16 protein-coding genes and 1 tRNA gene are annotated in these 15,940 nt (G+C 68.7%); 10 read left to right on the top strand and 7 right to left on the bottom strand.

Annotation, left to right across the window (positions count from 1 at the left end):
* The first annotated feature begins 7 nt into the window (after positions 1–7).
* Positions 8–724 carry an SWIM zinc finger family protein gene (locus ACWCPQ_RS17790; protein WP_449899990.1) on the top strand — a complete coding sequence of 239 codons (717 nt, stop codon included), beginning with the start codon at positions 8–10 and terminating at the stop codon, positions 722–724.
* 161 nt (positions 725–885) lie between these two features.
* Here the strand turns inward: ACWCPQ_RS17790 and ACWCPQ_RS17785 are convergent, their stop codons facing one another.
* Positions 886–1,944 (bottom strand): amidohydrolase family protein, encoded by a 1,059-nt coding sequence (locus tag ACWCPQ_RS17785; RefSeq protein ID WP_449899988.1) that lies wholly within the window; start codon positions 1,942–1,944, stop codon positions 886–888.
* A 125-nt stretch (positions 1,945–2,069) separates the two neighbouring features.
* Between ACWCPQ_RS17785 and ACWCPQ_RS17780 the strand changes: the two genes are divergently transcribed.
* The 6 genes from ACWCPQ_RS17780 to ACWCPQ_RS17755 all read left to right on the top strand — a co-directional run bounded on the left by ACWCPQ_RS17780 (position 2,070) and on the right by ACWCPQ_RS17755 (position 9,115).
* On the top strand, positions 2,070–3,206 hold the full coding sequence (locus tag ACWCPQ_RS17780) for a DUF2157 domain-containing protein (protein WP_449899985.1): 1,137 nt from the start codon (positions 2,070–2,072) through the stop codon (positions 3,204–3,206).
* A 180-nt stretch (positions 3,207–3,386) separates the two neighbouring features.
* The gene (locus ACWCPQ_RS17775; RefSeq protein WP_449899983.1) at positions 3,387–4,886 is read left to right on the top strand and encodes a CoA-acylating methylmalonate-semialdehyde dehydrogenase; all 1,500 of its coding nucleotides are present in this window, start codon (positions 3,387–3,389) and stop codon (positions 4,884–4,886) included.
* Between the two features lie 5 nt (positions 4,887–4,891).
* Positions 4,892–6,043, top strand: a complete 1,152-nt coding sequence (locus tag ACWCPQ_RS17770; protein ID WP_449900247.1) for an acyl-CoA dehydrogenase family protein — start codon at positions 4,892–4,894, stop codon at positions 6,041–6,043.
* A gap of 37 nt (positions 6,044–6,080) precedes the next feature.
* Positions 6,081–7,166 carry an enoyl-CoA hydratase/isomerase family protein gene (locus tag ACWCPQ_RS17765; RefSeq protein WP_449899981.1) on the top strand — a complete coding sequence of 362 codons (1,086 nt, stop codon included), beginning with the start codon at positions 6,081–6,083 and terminating at the stop codon, positions 7,164–7,166.
* Complete coding sequence (gene mmsB / locus ACWCPQ_RS17760; protein WP_449899978.1) at positions 7,166–8,056, top strand: 3-hydroxyisobutyrate dehydrogenase; 891 nt, start codon at positions 7,166–7,168, stop codon at positions 8,054–8,056. Before ACWCPQ_RS17765 ends, mmsB begins: the two co-directional genes overlap by 1 nt.
* A 282-nt stretch (positions 8,057–8,338) precedes the next feature.
* Positions 8,339–9,115: an enoyl-CoA hydratase gene (locus tag ACWCPQ_RS17755; protein ID WP_449899976.1), complete on the top strand. Its 777-nt coding sequence runs from the start codon at positions 8,339–8,341 to the stop codon at positions 9,113–9,115.
* Here the strand turns inward: ACWCPQ_RS17755 and ACWCPQ_RS17750 are convergent.
* Together ACWCPQ_RS17750 and ACWCPQ_RS17745 are read right to left on the bottom strand one after the other, a co-directional pair.
* Complete coding sequence (locus ACWCPQ_RS17750) at positions 9,102–10,187, bottom strand: hypothetical protein (RefSeq protein ID WP_449899974.1); 1,086 nt, start codon at positions 10,185–10,187, stop codon at positions 9,102–9,104. The two genes, ACWCPQ_RS17755 and ACWCPQ_RS17750, sit on opposite strands and share 14 nt — an antisense overlap.
* Positions 10,188–10,329: 142 nt before the next feature.
* Positions 10,330–10,887, bottom strand: coding sequence for a MarR family winged helix-turn-helix transcriptional regulator (locus ACWCPQ_RS17745; RefSeq protein WP_449899972.1), 558 nt, complete (start codon positions 10,885–10,887; stop codon positions 10,330–10,332).
* Positions 10,888–11,067: 180 nt separating this feature from the next.
* On the opposite strand from ACWCPQ_RS17745, the gene ACWCPQ_RS17740 reads away from it, so the two are divergent.
* A tRNA-Cys gene (locus ACWCPQ_RS17740) sits at positions 11,068–11,139 on the top strand.
* A gap of 135 nt (positions 11,140–11,274) precedes the next feature.
* On the opposite strand, the gene ACWCPQ_RS17735 is transcribed toward ACWCPQ_RS17740, so the two are convergent.
* Both ACWCPQ_RS17735 and ACWCPQ_RS17730 read right to left on the bottom strand, forming a co-directional pair.
* On the bottom strand, positions 11,275–12,720 hold the full coding sequence (locus ACWCPQ_RS17735; protein WP_449899970.1) for a metallophosphoesterase: 1,446 nt from the start codon (positions 12,718–12,720) through the stop codon (positions 11,275–11,277).
* Positions 12,704–13,255 (bottom strand): Rv0361 family membrane protein, encoded by a 552-nt coding sequence (locus ACWCPQ_RS17730; protein ID WP_449899968.1) that lies wholly within the window; start codon positions 13,253–13,255, stop codon positions 12,704–12,706. The genes ACWCPQ_RS17735 and ACWCPQ_RS17730 overlap by 17 nt, the downstream gene beginning before the upstream one ends.
* 176 nt (positions 13,256–13,431) lie before the next feature.
* Here ACWCPQ_RS17730 and ACWCPQ_RS17725 point away from each other — a divergent pair, with 176 nt between their 5' ends.
* Complete coding sequence (locus tag ACWCPQ_RS17725; RefSeq protein WP_449899966.1) at positions 13,432–14,463, top strand: hypothetical protein; 1,032 nt, start codon at positions 13,432–13,434, stop codon at positions 14,461–14,463.
* Positions 14,464–14,762: 299 nt separating this feature from the next.
* The gene (locus tag ACWCPQ_RS17720; protein ID WP_449899964.1) at positions 14,763–15,236 is read left to right on the top strand and encodes a nitroreductase family deazaflavin-dependent oxidoreductase; all 474 of its coding nucleotides are present in this window, start codon (positions 14,763–14,765) and stop codon (positions 15,234–15,236) included.
* Positions 15,237–15,260: 24 nt separating this feature from the next.
* Here the strand turns inward: ACWCPQ_RS17720 and ACWCPQ_RS17715 are convergent, their stop codons facing one another.
* Entirely contained in the window at positions 15,261–15,569 is a 309-nt protein-coding gene (locus ACWCPQ_RS17715) for a hypothetical protein (RefSeq protein WP_449899961.1), read from the bottom strand.
* The gene (locus tag ACWCPQ_RS17710) at positions 15,559–15,762 is read right to left on the bottom strand and encodes a hypothetical protein (RefSeq protein WP_449899959.1); all 204 of its coding nucleotides are present in this window, start codon (positions 15,760–15,762) and stop codon (positions 15,559–15,561) included. The genes ACWCPQ_RS17715 and ACWCPQ_RS17710 overlap by 11 nt, the downstream gene beginning before the upstream one ends.
* Positions 15,763–15,940: the final 178 nt, after the last annotated feature.

Genomic DNA, 15,940 nt, shown 5'->3' with positions numbered 1-15,940 from the left:
CGGTGGTGTGAGCGCACGCAGCCGGCGTGGTGCGTTCGCACGGACCTTCTGGGGAAAGGCATTCACCGAGGTGGTGGAACGACTGGCCGATTCCGGCCGGTTGTCCCGCGGTCGGACCTACGCCCGGGCGGGCCAGGTGGTGAGCTACCGGATCGAGCCCGGTGCGGTGATCGCCGAGGTACAGGGCAGTCAGCCGCGCCCGTTCCGCACGACCTGCGATATCCGCCGGTTGCGTGACGAGGAAGTGGATCTGCTCATCGAGGTGATCCGGGCGTCGCCGGGGATGCTGGCGCGCGTGGTCTCCGGTGATCTTCCCCGGGAACTCGCGCCCCACCTGCTTCCCGAGACCGCCGCGGATATCGACTTCGGCTGTACCTGCCCGGATCCCGGCTGGCCGTGTAAGCACGCGGTCGCCGTGGCCTGTCTGCTGGCCGAACGACTCGACGAACATCCACGCGATCTGCTGACCCTGCGCGGGCTGAGCCTGGACACGTTGATCGGCGGGGTCGAGTCCACCGGCCCGGACGGGGACGAGTTCACCGACCCGTACGGTGAGAGTCTGGAACTGCCCGCACTACCGGCGCCGCCGATCCGGCCCGCACCCGACGAACTGGACCCCGCGCTGCTGCGCCGGGCCCTGCGGATGCTGTCCGAGGACGAGTCGACCGCCGCCGCGGCCGGACGGGCCCTGGTGGTCGTGTACTCGACCCTCACCGGCGGCTAGATCCCCCGGAATTCGCCCGGCGGCCATGACGTATCCAGCGGGATACGTGGTAATGGGCGGTGTTGCGACGCCGAGGAGAACGGAACCGACCCCATCCATTTCGGGCAGGGCGGTGGGTTGCTCGAGACCTGCACCTTCCACCTCACGTAGCCGCGGCCCGGTCACTCCAGCCCGTACACCCGCTGGGCGTTGGTCCGGAACACCTTCTCCAGGGGTTCCGAACCACCCAGATGTTCGCTCAGCACGGTCGCCACCGCGGTGGCGCTGCCGGTGATGGAGGTGATCGGCCGGTCGACCGGGAAATTCGATCCCCAGACGAGGCGTTCGGTTCCGAAGACGTCGGCCGCGTGCCGCAGCAGCGGTCCGATCCGTTCGACGAGGCGGGGTAGCGGGGTGGGTTCTCCGGGGCGTGGGACCGGATGTCCCAGGATCGGCATCATCAGACCGCTGACCTTGGCCACCACGTTCGGAGATTCGGCCAGTGCGGCGATATCGGTGCGCCAGCGCTCGAATATCGCGGCCCGCTGTTCGGCGTCGTTGCCGGTGTTCTCGCCGATCGGCCCGAAGATCCCGGCCGGGGTGCCGAGGTGGTTCAGCACGATCTTCGCTTCGGGGTAGCGCCGGGCCAGGGCGGTGACGTCGGGTATCTGGTGGGAGTACACCCATGCCTCGAAGAGCAGATCGCGGGCGACGAGATCGGCGAATCCGTCCAGGAACGAGGCACTGCGCAGCGCGCCCGGATCGCTGGTGAAACCGCGGATACCCGGATCGGGATGGTGAGCGACCATACTGCGGATACCGCGGACCAACGGGGAGGCCGACAGGTGGGCGTCGAGCAGTTCGGCGAATCCGGCGGCTCCCGGGAACGCGCTCGCGCTGACGGCGGCGAGAGCCGGGGTGTCCACGCCGAAGGGCAGCGCGGTGACCCATCGGGTCTCTTCGACCTTCGGCCCGGTCCATTCGACCTCGATGTGTACCACCGATTCGACCGGTAGGTCGCCGACGTCGGCCCGGTAGTCGGCGGGCAGGTAGGGCGCGAGGTAGGCCGACGGTTCGCCGATGAATTCGCGGTCTCTACGCGGTGCGAGGCGCACGGCGAGCGAGAGCGGGACCGGTACGGCTCGCAGTAATTTCGCTGTGCGGCTGAATTCGCGTGGATTACCGAACGGGTCCCACTGGTGGATGTGCGCGTCGATGATCCGGATATCGCCGATGTCCATTTCGGTGCGCCACCTCCTGCGATCGTCTGCGGTCTGGTCGCCGAGCGTAGCGCGTGACCGGCGTCGACGGGCCGGATCGGGCGCGCGCCGGGCGTGGTCGGCGGCGAGGGCGGCATACTGGGACTGTGGCCGAACAGGATTCGGCGCCGCGGGCGCCGGTATCGGGGGCCGATACGGTTCCCGATCGGGTCGGGCCGGAGAAATCCGCCCCGGCTTCCGCGGCGCGCCCGGCCGCCGATCCGGTGCCGGCCCGGGCAGGCGGGGCGCTCACGGTGCCGGCGGAACCGGAGCGGGCGCCCGCCGCGTTGCGTGAGCTGGTCGAACAAGGTGTGCTCGACGAAACCCAGCTGACCGCGGTGGTCACGGCGCTGAAGCACGATCGGCCGCGGCCCACCCCGGCCCGGTTACTGGCCGAGATCGCGGCCTACGCCGGTGCGGGACTCCTGCTGAGCGGGCTGGTGCTGATCCTGGTCGAATCCTGGGACGATATGGCGAAACTCGGCCGGTTCGCGCTGTTCGCGCTGGTCGCCCTCGGGTTGATCGTGGCCGGGGTGGCGACCGCGGGCGGGCCTTCGGTTCTGCTGCGGGCGGCCTGGCGGTCGGTACCCGATACCGGGCACACTGCCCGCACCCGGCTCGCGGTGGTGTTGTTCGCGCTCGCCGCGGCGAGCGTGGCCGCGGCCGCGGGTTCGGCTTTCGACAGCGGGGACGCCGGTGGCGATACCACCTGGGTGTATGCCGCGGGTGCGGGTCTGCTGGCCGCCGCCGCGGGTTACGCGGCGCTGCCGTCGCTGCTCGGTCTGCTGGTGTGTGTGGGGTTCAGCGTGGCGCTGGTCGTGGGTCTGCTGGACGAGGTCTTCGAACTCGACGACAGCTGGGTCGGCGGCGGGGTGCTGGTGCTGGGTATCGCCTGGCTCGGTCTCACGCGGGCCCGCGTGGTGTTCGAAGTGTGGGCCGGGTATTCGGCGGGTGCGGCGCTGGCGGTATCGGGAGCGCAGACCGTCGACGCGTTCGACGGGATGTGGCCGGCCTACACGCTCACCGCGGTGGTCGCGGTGGTGTGCTTCGGGGTCTACGCCACGGACCGGTCCTGGGTGCTGGTCCTGGGTGGGGCTGCCGCGCTGACCCTGGCGGCGGTGGAGGCGGTCGCGGACTGGACCGGGGACTCCGCGGGTGCGTCCGGAGCGATTCTGGTGATCGGCGCGGTAGTGCTCGGGATCGGCAGCTATCTGCTGTCCCGGTCCACGAGAACCGCCGGTTAGCGAGCCGGGAAGCACGACTCGCCGGTCCGCGCGCGACATTTGTGGACAGCTCTGGTTTCGGTCCGGAGCCCGGTGTATCGTTTTGCTTGGACGTCCAACTATTGGAAGCCCGCAAAAGATCTTCGTGTGACGGCCAGCCGCAGCGCCGCGCCCGCCACCCCGACACGAGGCAGGAATCGCATGGCTCGAGAACTCACACATTTCATCGGTGGGCAGCACGTCCCCGGCACCTCCGGCCGGTTCGGTGATGTCTACGACCCGAACCTCGGCGAGGTACAGGCCCGGGTACCGCTGGCCACCCGCGCCGAGGTCGAGGCGGTCATCGCGAACGCCGAGGCGGCGCAGCCGGCCTGGGCCGCGACCAACCCGCAGCGCCGGGCCCGGGTGCTGATGAAGTTCTTGACCCTCGTCAACGACGAGATCGACTCCCTGGCCGCGTTGCTGTCGAGTGAGCACGGCAAGACCATCGCCGACGCCAAGGGTGATATCCAGCGCGGCCTCGAGGTCATCGAATTCGCGGTCGGCATCCCGCATCTGCTCAAGGGCGAGTACACCGAGAGCGCGGGCACCGGAATCGATGTGTACTCCATGCGCCAGCCGCTGGGCGTGGTCGCCGGGATCACCCCGTTCAACTTCCCGGCCATGATCCCGCTGTGGAAGGCCGGGCCCGCACTGGCCACCGGAAATGCCTTCGTGCTCAAGCCCTCCGAACGCGACCCGTCGGTTCCGCTGCGGCTCGCCGAGCTGTTCCTGGAGGCCGGACTGCCCGCGGGTGTGTTCAACGTCGTCAACGGTGACAAGGAAGCCGTTGACACGATCCTGCACGATCCCCGGATCAAGGCCGTCGGGTTCGTCGGGTCCACCCCGATCGCGCAGTACATCTACGAGACCGCCACCGCGAACGGTAAACGCGCTCAGTGCTTCGGCGGGGCGAAGAACCACGCCATCGTCATGCCCGACGCCGATCTCGACGATGTCGCCGATCAGCTCATCGGAGCCGGTTACGGTTCGGCCGGTGAGCGCTGTATGGCCATCTCGGTGGCCGTGCCGGTAGGGGAGGAGACCGCGGACCGGCTGGTCGAGAAGCTCACCGAACGGGTGCACAAGCTCAATATCGGCAAATCCGACGACCCGGGCGCCGACTACGGGCCGCTGGTCGGGCTCGACGGCGTGGACCGGGTGAAGAAGTACATCCAGCAGGGCATCGACGAGGGCGCCGAACTGGTGGTGGACGGCCGCGGCCTGACGGTAGAGGGCGCGGAGAACGGCTACTTCGTCGGCGCGACCCTTTTCGACCGGGTCGGCAAGGAGATGTCGATCTACACCGACGAGATCTTCGGTCCGGTGCTCAGCGTCGTCCGCGCCGCGGACTACGAGGAAGCCCTGCGGCTGGCCGACGACCACGAGTACGGCAACGGCGTGGCGATCTTCACCCGCGACGGTGACACCGCCCGTGATTTCGCGGCCCGGGTGCAGGTCGGCATGGTCGGTATCAATGTCCCGATCCCGGTGCCGATCGCGTACTACACCTTCGGTGGCTGGAAGCGCTCCGGATTCGGCGACTTGAACCAGCACGGCCCGGATTCGATCCGCTTCTACACCAAGACCAAGACGGTCACTCAGCGCTGGCCCGCGGGACTGAAGGAGAGCAACAGCTTCGTCATCCCGACGATGGAATGACGAACGTGTTCACTCTCGATTCCGACGAGCGGGCCATCCGCGATACCGCCCGGGAGTTCGCCGACGAATATCTCGCGCCGCACGCCGTGGAATGGGACCAGGAAAAGCATTTCCCGGTGGATGTGCTGCGGAAATCGGGTGCGGTCGGGCTCGGCGGTATCTATGTGGACGAGGAGTTCGGCGGATCCGGGCTGCGCCGGCTGGACGCGGTGCGGATTTTCGAACAGCTCGCCACCGGGTGCCCGGCGGTGGCGGCCTACATCTCGATCCACAATATGGCGGCGTGGATGATCGACGCCTACGGTGACGACGACCAGCGTCGGCAGTGGCTGCCCGGGCTGACCGCCATGGAGAAGCTGGCCAGTTATGCGCTCACCGAACCCGGCGTGGGCTCCGATGCCGCCGCCATCACCACCCGGGCCGTGCGCGACGGCGAGGACTATGTGCTCAACGGGTCCAAACAGTTCATCTCGGGTGCGGGTAGCAACGATCTGTACGTCATGATGGTCCGCACCCAGGACACCGGGGCGCGGGGTATCTCTACACTGGTCGTCCCGGCCGACACCCCCGGCCTCGAGGTCGGGCCCAACGAGAAGAAGATGGGCTGGAATGCCCAGCCCACCCGGCAGGTGATCCTCACCGATGCCCGGGTGCCGGTCGCCAACCGGCTCGGCGCCGAGGGCGACGGGTTCCGGATCGCGATGAACGGGCTCAACGGCGGGCGGCTCAATATCGCCGCCTGCTCGGTGGGCGGTGCACAGGCCGCACTGGAGAAAACGGTGCCCTACCTGGCCCAGCGCACCGCGTTCGGCGGCCCGCTGCTGGACAATCCGGCACTGCAGTTCCAGCTGGCCGATATGCGTACCGATCTGGAAGCGGCCCGGACGCTGCTGTGGCGGGCCGCGGCCGCACTGGACGCGGACGCACCGGACAAGGTCGAACTCTGCGCCATGGCCAAACGTTTCGCCACCGATGCCGGTTTCGATGTCGCCAACGCTGCTCTGCAACTGCACGGCGGATACGGTTACCTGGCCGAATACGGCCTGGAGAAGATCGTCCGCGATCTGCGGGTGCACCAGATCCTGGAGGGCACCAACGAGATCATGCGGATGGTGGTCGCCCGGTCGATGACAGCGTCTGTGGCGGGTGTGCCGTGACCGGCGGCCGTCCCGCGGCGAGCGCGAAAGGAAATAGATGAGCGACGAACCCGAAGTCCTGGTCGCCCAGCGCGGCGGCCTGGGCCTGATCACCCTGAACCGGCCCCGGGCCATCAACGCCCTCAATCACGCGATGACACTCACCATCACCGAGCAGTTGCGTGCCTGGGCCACCGATGATTCGGTGCGGACAGTGGCGATCACCGGTGCCGGGGAGCGAGGCCTGTGCGCGGGCGGCGATATCGTCGCCATCCACCACGACGCCAAGGAACAGCAGGCGGCGGGCCATATCGGCGCCGCGGCGGATTCGGCGACCGGGAAGTTCTGGCGTGACGAGTACATCCTCAACGCGCTGATCGGACGCTATCCGAAACCGTATGTCGCGGTGATGGACGGCATCGTGATGGGCGGCGGGGTCGGGCTCTCCGCGCACGGCAGTCACCGGATCGTCACCGAACGGTCGAAGGTCGGCATGCCCGAGGTCGGTATCGGCTTCATCCCCGATGTCGGCGGAACCTATCTGCTCTCCCGGGCGCCGGGCGAACTGGGTACACATATCGCGCTCACCACCGCGCGCCTCGGCGCCGGCGATGCCGTCGCGACCGGTTTCGCCGACTATTACGTTCCGGCCGAACAGATCCCGGCACTGCTGACCACACTGGAGACCGAAGCCGCGGATATCGCCATCGCGAAATTCGCCACCGAGGCACCGGAATCGACCCTCCTCGCGCAACGCGACTGGATAGATTCCTGCTACAGCGCCGATACCGTCGCCGAGATCGTCACCGCATTACAGGCCCACGCGGCCGCGGACGCGAACAAGGCCGCGGCCGACGTGCTGGGCAAATCGCCGGTCGCACTGCAGGTGACGCTGCGGTCGCTGCGTTCGGCGCGGGGCGCCGGCAGCCTGGAAGCGGTGCTGAACGAGGAGTACCGGGTATCGATCGCCTCGCTGGCCTCGCACGATCTGGTCGAGGGCATCCGTGCGCAGGTGGTCGACAAGGACCGCAACCCGCAGTGGTCGCCCGCCACCCTGTCCGATGTGACCACCGCGCAGGTCGACGGATATTTCGCCGAACTCGGTGCGCGGGAGCTGGGTTTGACGATTCCGGAGGACAAGTGATGAGCAAGACGATCGGCTTCCTCGGCCTCGGCCATATGGGCGGCCCGATGGCGGCCAACCTGGTGCGGGCCGGGTACGACGTGCACGCGTTCGATCCGTCGCCCGCGGCGCAGGAGCAGGCCCGCGCCGACGGGGTCGCACTGGTGGATACCGGGGTGGCCGCGGCGACCGGACGCGACATCGTGATCACCATGCTCACCAACGGCAAACTGGTGCGCGATGTGTACGCCGAACTGCTGCCGGCCGCGGATCCGGGCACGCTGTTCATCGACTGTTCGACCATCGATGTGGCCGACGCCCGGGCAGCGGCCGAGGCCGCTGCCGCGGCCGGGCACCGGGCGCTGGACGCGCCGGTCTCCGGCGGGGTCTCGGGTGCGGCCGCCGGAACGCTGACCTTCATGGTGGGCGGCGCGGACACCGATTTCGCCGAGGCGCTGCCGGCGCTGGAAGTAATGGGTGCCAAGGTGGTGCACACCGGTGCCGCCGGGAACGGGCAGGCGGCCAAGATCTGCAACAACATGCTGCTCGGCATCTCCATGATCGGACTGTCGGAGGCGCTGGTGCTGGGTGAGAAGCTCGGCCTCAGCCATCAGGCGTTCTTCGATGTCGTATCCACGGCATCCGGCCAGAGCTGGGCACTCACCACCTACTGCCCGGTGCCGGGCCCGGTGCCGACCAGCCCGGCGAACAACGACTACAAGCCGGGGTTCGCCACCGCACTGATGAACAAGGATCTCGGCCTCGCGGTGGAGGCCTTGCGCGCCAACGGAGTCGAAGGCCGGATCGGCGAGCTCGCGGCGCAGATCTATCGCGAATTCAACGAGAATTCCGGCGACCGGGATTTCTCGGCCGTCATCACCGATATCCGCGGGCGTAGCTCGGCCGAATAGTTCCCTTCGGCCGGGTCGTGTGTGCGGCACACCACCCGGCCGAGTCGGCACCGTGGCAGCAGCCGCGGTGCCGGATCAAGCGGAAAGAGCTCACCGTGCTGCTGGTCGAGATCGATCAGGCCGAACAGGCGACCACCGCGGAAGCCTTCGGACCGGTCTTCGGCAACCCCGCCACCGCACTCGCCGCCGGCGGTGATCCCGGGCAAAACCACATCGCCGTGGCCGGTGACCCGCGCGGTATCGTCACCGATATTCATAACCGTTTCGACCAGAGGATGTGCTGTGACCGACTTCGAGACGATTCTGCTGGAGCGCAAGGACAAGGTCGGCCTCATCACGCTGAACCGGCCGAAGGCGCTCAATGCGCTCAACGCGCAGGTCCTCGATGATGTGATCGCCGCTCTCGACGAACTCGAACGAGACGACGAGATCGGCGCAGTCGTGATCACCGGTTCCGACCGGGCCTTCGCTGCCGGGGCGGATATCAAGGAGATGCAGCCGAAGTCCTATATGGACATGTTCATGGACGATTACTTCGCCCGCTGGGAGCGGCTGGCGCAGTTCCGCAAGCCGACCATCGCCGCGGTCGCCGGATACGCGCTGGGCGGCGGCTGTGAACTGGCCATGATCTGCGACATCCTGATCGCCGCGGATACGGCCAAGTTCGGTCAGCCGGAGATCAAGCTCGGTGTCATCCCCGGTATCGGCGGTTCGCAGCGGCTCACCCGCGCGGTCGGTAAGGCCAAGGCCATGGATCTGGTGCTCACCGGACGCAATATGGATGCCGAGGAGGCCGAGCGCGCCGGCCTGGTGGCCCGGATCGTCCCGGCCGCCGAACTGCTGGACACCGCGCTCGAGGTCGGCGCCACCATCGCGTCGATGTCGCTGCCGGTGGCCATGATCGCCAAGGAAGCCGTGAACCGGTCCTTCGAGACCACCCTGGGTGAGGGGCTGCGCTTCGAGCGCCGGGTGTTCCACTCCCTGTTCGCGACCGCGGACCAGTCCGAAGGAATGGCGGCCTTCGTGGACAAGCGGCCCGCGGAGTTCACCAACCGCTGACCGTTCGCGCGCCCGGGTGCGGATCAGTGCCGGGCGGCGGCGCATCCTGGATATCGGTGGGCACGTAATTGTTCCTGGTGGGCTGCGCCGACCCGTTCTGGGCCGTCAGCAGCCCGGCCACTGTCGCACCGAGTCCGATCGTCACGGCCGCGGCCGCGTAGATCTTGCGCCGCCCGACCGGTGGAGGCGCGATGTGCACCACCTGTCCGCCCGCCCGGATATGCGCGGTGCGGATACCGGCGGCGGGGCGTTCGGCTGCGAACAGCAGCGCGCCGCGGGCCGAGACGTATTCGGGTTCGGAATCGCAGACGAGCGGCAGGCCGAGCAGATCGGTCAGCCGGGCGCGCAGGGCCGGGTTGCGGGCGCAGCCGCCGAGCAGAGCCACCGCGTCCGGCGCCGCCTCCGTCTGTTCCGCCACCCGGTGCACGAGGGTCGCGGCCGACTCCACCGCGTCCGCGCAGAGCTCGGCCAGATCGCTGCGGGTGATGACCGCGCGTTCGGCGGTTTCGGGATCGGCGGCAGTCACCACCCGGGCGCTGCTCAATGCCTCCCGGTAGCGTCGGGCCGCCGCCTCGTCGGTGAACACACCGGCTCCGTCGAGCCAGTCGCACAGCAGCTCGTTGTAGCCGTCGCCGCCCAGCCCCGGGCAGTGGGTTCCGGCCAGCACCGTATCGGTCCGGCAGTCGATCTGGGTGAGGGTCAGCCCGGAGGAACCCAGGTCGAACAGGGAGACGACCCCGGACGCCGGGAGTTTCTCGGTGAATCTGAGGTAGCGGAGCTGCGCCAGCGGCTCGTCCACCAGGGTTACCCGGCCGGTGCCGAGGGCATCACCCACGACCTCGGCCTGCTCTCTGTTCTGGCAGGTCACGGCAGTTCCGGTGATGTATTCGTCACGCCGGTGGGCGGCGTTGTACATCCGGCGGATCGCGATGAGAACCGGGTCGGCCACCGAGGTGCGCGCCGGGCGGGGGATATGGCACCGGTCGATCGCAGGCAGGTGCGGTTGATCGGAATGGGTCAGTACCGCGCGCGCTCCGGAAGCGCCTACTGATACCCCGAGAACCAGCACCATAAACATATGGTGCGCCGCGGGCCGGTAGTTGCCAAGCCGAACCATTGAGAAATTTGCTGAACGGGTGCCTGGGCGTCATCTGTTCGCCGGTCGTCGGCCCCGGCGAATATTCGGTATGCGCGGATCCGGGGCGGGTTGCCGGTCAGTCGGTGCCGGGCCCGGATTCGGCCCAGCGGGGTGGTTCCTCGCCCGTATCGAAGTCCCCGGCGGTGTGCCGGAACTCGGCGAGCAACTGCAGCAGCGTCCGCAACCGGTCGGCCGGAAGTTCGGGCCGGGCGAACACGCGCTCGTTCAGGTATCCGGTCGCCTCGGCGACGAGAGCGCGTCCGGCCTCGGTGATCTCGATCAGCGTGGCCCGCCGGTCCTTCGGATGCGGTACCCGATCGACCAGACCCGCCGCCTCCAGCCGGTCCACCGAATTGGTGACACTGGTCGGGTGCACCTGTAACCGGGCGCTGGCCACCGCCATCGGCAGCGCGCCGGTGGCGCTGAAGTTCAGCAGTTGCAGGAGCTCGTACCGGGAGAACGTCAAGCCGGTCGGCCGCAGGGCTTCGTCGACCCGCGCCATCACGATCTGCTGGGCACGGACCAGCGAGGTCACCGCGGCCATCCCATCGGCGACCGCGCCCCATCCGTGGCCGACCCATTGGCGGTGGGCTTCCTGGATGGGGTCGACAGGTAGCGGGCGGGGGCGAGACATGTGTTCGATCATTGCACGGCCCCCCGACCGTGAGCCGCCGCGCGGGCGCCCGCCCGTGGGGGGTGTCACCCGGTACGCGGCGCGGTGTCACCGCCGGAACCTCCGCTGTCACCGGTTGTGATCCGGCTGAACCCAACTGTGGGATCCCGGGCGGCGGCGAGCCATGATCATTCGAGTCACGCGGGCGTGGCTGAGTGGTTCAGGCAACGGTCTGCAAAGCCGTTCACGCGGGTTCGATTCCCGCCGCTCGCTCGATGGTTCGGGAGATCGGTGCCGGAATCTGCGTTATGCGGTCCGTAATCGGGACCGCGGCAGGTCCGGCACCGGTCTGCTGCCCGGCCGCGACGACTTCCGGGTCGCGGGGGACGGTCGCGTACCCGCCACGGATCAGTCGAGTCCCGAGAAATCTCGCAGCACAACATGATTGCGGTCGGCGAAGGTGCCCAGGGTGTATTCGGGAAGCAGGCCGAAGTATTCGGCGCGGGTCAGTGTGCTCCAGCGGCGGGCGTCCGGGGTCCGCGTCTTGTAGAAGTTCACCGTGTAGCCGCCCTCGTAGATCCGCAGCAGGCTGTATCCGCCGGGATATTCCTTGATTGCGCCGACCTCCAGGAATTCGACCGCGCAGGCGGTATCCGGCCGGGTCCGCCGGGTGCGGTGGGTGTGTCCGCTGTGCTGCAGAAAGACTCCCGGCGCGTGCTCGTACAGTTGCTGCAGCCGCAGCCCGGCGGCACGGTCGAGGACGAATCCCGGGCCCGCCGTATTGGTCAGTCCGGCTTCCACCGTCACTGGATGATGCCCGAAAACCAGGGTGGGTCGGTCCGGTTCGGCCCGCAGCAGGTCGGTGATCCGGTCGATCTGCCCGGCATCGAGCACACCTCCCGCCCCGTCCAGCGCGCTGGTGTCCAGGCCGAGTACGCGCAGCCCACCGAGTTCGTGTTCGACCACCTGTTGCCGGGGCCCGAAAACCGTACTCCAGCAATCACGGTGATCCGGGGCACCGGGTACGGCGGGACACTCCGCGTACTCGGCGCCGGTGTGCGGGCGGTCGTGGTTACCGCGGACAGTGAGATAGTCCCGGCCCGCCGTACCCCATCGGTCCAGCCGGTCGCGGACCGCGTGGAGGTCCGCGGGCTCGGCCTCCGTGGTCAGATCTCCGGCCAGCAACAGCAGCTCCGCGCCGCGGTCGGGTCGGCGCAGATCGTCGAGCACCGCGTCGAACATGACCTCCGGGTAGGGCGGCAGACCCGGCTCCTGACTGATTCCGGGTGGCAGACCGCCGGCCACCAGACCGCTGACGGTCTCCCCGTAATGGATGTCGTTGGCCAGCGCGACGGTCCGCAGCAGCCGGCCCGGCGGCGGGACCAGGGTCGTGAACGAACCGGTGGTTTCCGGCGTCCCCGGCAGCCCGGTGGCGACCGAGACCGCCGGAGTGGCGCGTGCCCCGGCCGAACGGGCTTCGAACCGATAGGGGCGGCCCGGCTCCAGGCCGTCGATCTGGGCGTAGTGGAAGGGTGTCACGCCGTCGGCGGCCCACACCGGGCGTAACGGGAGCGGACTGTCGGCCGGACCCAGCAGCACCTCGCCGGGGGTGTCCACCGGGATCCCGCTGTCGGGGTCCCGGGTGGTCCAGGTGAGCACGGCGGAGGTGTCGGTGACCGTGACGACTTCGAGTTCGGTGGCCGACACCCGGCCGGGCGAGGCTTTCGCCCGGCCCGGTGCGGACAGTCCGGCGACGGACAGCAGTGCCGCGAGGCCGAATGCGCCGAGTACGCCGCGCCGCGTCGGCCCGCAGCAGCTCATCGGTGTCCGCCCGGGCTCACTTCTCCTCGCCACCCGACGAGCAGACCCGCCATTCGCCGTCCTCTTTCACCAGGTTCTCTTCGGAGCTGTCGTCCATCTGCTCGTCCTCGCCGCCGGGGGCCGACAGGCTGAACTTGCCCTTGATCTCGGCCTTCGCCCGGTCGCCGGTCACGGCGATATTGTCGACCGAGTCGATGGCGACCTTGAAACCGAGCTTCTCGGCCTCGGATTTCTCCGTGTCCGACATCGCGTCGAATTCGTCGCGGTCGGCTTTGCAGGCGAGCTGGGTGGCCGCCGCGAAACCGTCATCGCTGAGCGTGCCGTAGAACTCGCGCAGCGAGGCCTCGACCTGCTGTTCGTCGGAAGACAGCGGAGTGCGTCCCTGTACGGTCAGCACCACGCCGGCGGCGACGGCAGCGACCACCACGACCACGGCGACCACCACGCCGATGATGAGACCGGTGCGCCGTTTGCGGGGTGGCTGCGGGTGCCCGTCCGGGGCCGGTCGGCCGGACTGAGTGCCGTCGGACGGCTGCGGCCCGGTCGGGCCTGCCGGTGGCTGAGTCAAAACGTTCTCCGTTCCCGGGGGATTTTCCCGAACACTACGACACGCTCCACATGCCCGTCCGGTTCGGCGGGTGGCGTGGGTATCGGGGCCGACAGCCGAGTGCTCCGCGCGCGCAACGGCGCCCGCGCTCATACACTCTTGCGGCGGGATCCCGAGAGTACGTGGAGGTATGTGTCATGGTCGGTCGTGGTGTCCACCTGTGCGGCAGTGTGCCGCTCTCCGACGCCGCGGCGGTTTTCGCGCAGGTCGCCACGCGGCTGGGTGGGCACATATCCCGGATCCCGGACGGCGAGACCGGCGTCCGGGACAACTGGGTGGTGTGGCAGCTGCCCAGATTGCAGGCACATCCCGCGCTGGTCACCGTGCCGCCGCCGAGCCCGGAGTACGGGCCGAGCGAACGGGTGCAGCCGGCTCCCGGCGTCGATCCGGCGAGTATCGATTTCGGCGCGCTGGGGTACGCGCAGGCGGCGCGCGAATCGTGGCGGGTATTCGAACAACTCCGTGATCAGGGATTGATCCGGCCCGGTGTCCGGTTCCAGGTGAGCCTGCCGACTGCGATCGCGGTGGTCGGCGCGTTCGTCGCCGGCCCGCAGGCGGAACTGGAAACCCGCTACGAGGCCGCGATTCTGGCCGAACTGGATCAGATCACCTCGGCGATTCCCCATGAGGATCTGGCGATCCAATGGGACGCGGCCGTCGAATTCGCGCTGTTCGAGGGCGTTTTCCCGAGCTGGTTCGGCGGGGACTATCCGGCTCGGCTCGGTGGGGTCATCGAGCGACTGTCCCGTCTCGGTGACGCGGTTCCCCCGGGCGTGCAGCTGGGTTATCACCTCTGCTATGGCGATTTCGGCCATCAGCATTTCGTCGAGCCCGCCGATACCTCGAAACTGGTCGATGTGGCGTCCGGAGTAGCCGTGGCGCTGTCCCGCTCGCTGGATTGGGTCCATCTGCCCGTACCCAAGGAGCGCGCCGACCCCGCGTATTTCGCGCCGCTGGCGGGCCTCGCCATCGAACCGGAGACCACCCTCTACCTGGGGCTGGTGCACGCCTCCGACGGTTTCGAGGGTGCTCGTCGCCGGATCAAGGCCGCGTCGGCGTTCGTATCCGAGTTCGGGATCGCCACCGAATGCGGGATGGGCCGTCGTCCGGCCGGCCAGATTCCCGACCTGCTGGACCTGCACGCGCGATTGGCGAATTCCCTGGACTGAGGGTCACTCCCGGCACCCCGCGGTCTCTCCCGGATATCGCGGCCGGTGCGGTGTATCGGCACGGTGGGCAGTCCGGCAGTGGTGATGCGTCCGTCGCCGACCGTGCTCCGATCCGCCCGTCCCGGGCATTTCGTCACCCCACAGCGAACGGATGCGCCGCATTCCAGGCGTTTTCCGTCGCGGCCGGGCGGCGCTGGACGCCGGACGCGGAAACCCGCGCTAGCCTCTACACCGGCCGCGCGGTCCCACGCGGCCTACCGAGGGCATCGCGATCCGGACGACCGACTGGAGGCAGGCAGATGGCACCGAATCAGGAGCAGGGCAGTCCCGGCACTTCCGCGAACGGTCCGCTGCGGAGGCTGTCGCTGTGGTTCCAGCGTAAGATGAACTCCCGTACGACCGCCCGGATCCGCCGTAAAGGCGGCAGATACCTGGGCATGGACATGCTGATCCTGCACACCACCGGCCGCCGCACCGGACAACCCCGCGAAACCCCGATCACCTGGTTCGCCGACGGCGAGGACACCTGGCTGCTGGTCGCCTCCGGCGGCGGCGACCGCAACCCGGACTGGTACAGCAACCTGATCGCTCATCCCGACGGTGTCGCGGTGGAACTGCACGGGCACGCCGCCGTACCGGTGACGCCGCAGCGGCTCGACGGCGACGCGCGCGCCCGGGCCTGGCAGCACATCACGGCCACACAGCCCCGGTACGACAAGTACCAGCGCAAATCCGACCGCGAATACCCGGTGGTCCGGCTCACGCCGCGCTGACGGATCGCCGGAGATCGGATCGGTTCACCGCGTCGACCGATCGAACGTGCCCCGCTCGACCACGGTCCCGGCGGTGACCAGGTCCGCCAGTACGGTCACCGCGCGCCAATGTGCACCCGTCCGCCCCTCCACCGTGAGATGCGGGACGACGACCACCTCGGCATCGTGCTCGAGCAGATGCTGTACAGCGATGATCACCGCGAGCTTCGACGTCGTATCGACCACCGCTGTGAAGACCACATCGAGGTGGTACCGCCGCACCAGCCGCTCGATATCCCCGGGGTCGGCATCGACCCGCCGCAGGACGAGCGCGCGCCTGCTGTCACCGGCCACGGTCGAGTTCCAGATGGTCGGCCGCCCGCAACCGCGCGATCACTCGATCGAATTCGCCGCGTAGCCGGGCGATATCGTCCGCTGTGGGCTGCCGGGTCCGGCCGGGTAGCGCCCGGATCGCCGTCGCGACCCGACGGAGGGTCTCGGTGTCCGTGCGGTAGTCGTCGTGCAGAAGTCGGATGGTTTCGGCCATGGCCGGATTCGAAGGCGGACGGCCGGCAGGGCTGCGCTCGTGCATATCTCTCCCCGGATGAGTGGTGTTGGCAGGCACCCGGCGCCGGGGAGGTCCGAGGAGCGAGAATTCTCGACACCGAGCGGAAGCCGATCGACCCGACGCCGGGGCCGGGAGAGAGACTGTCAGCTAAAAATTG

Source organism: Nocardia sp. NPDC001965, assembly GCF_053594175.1.
Note: the sequence above shows the minus strand (reverse complement) of the source record. Positions and strands in the feature narration are given on the sequence as shown.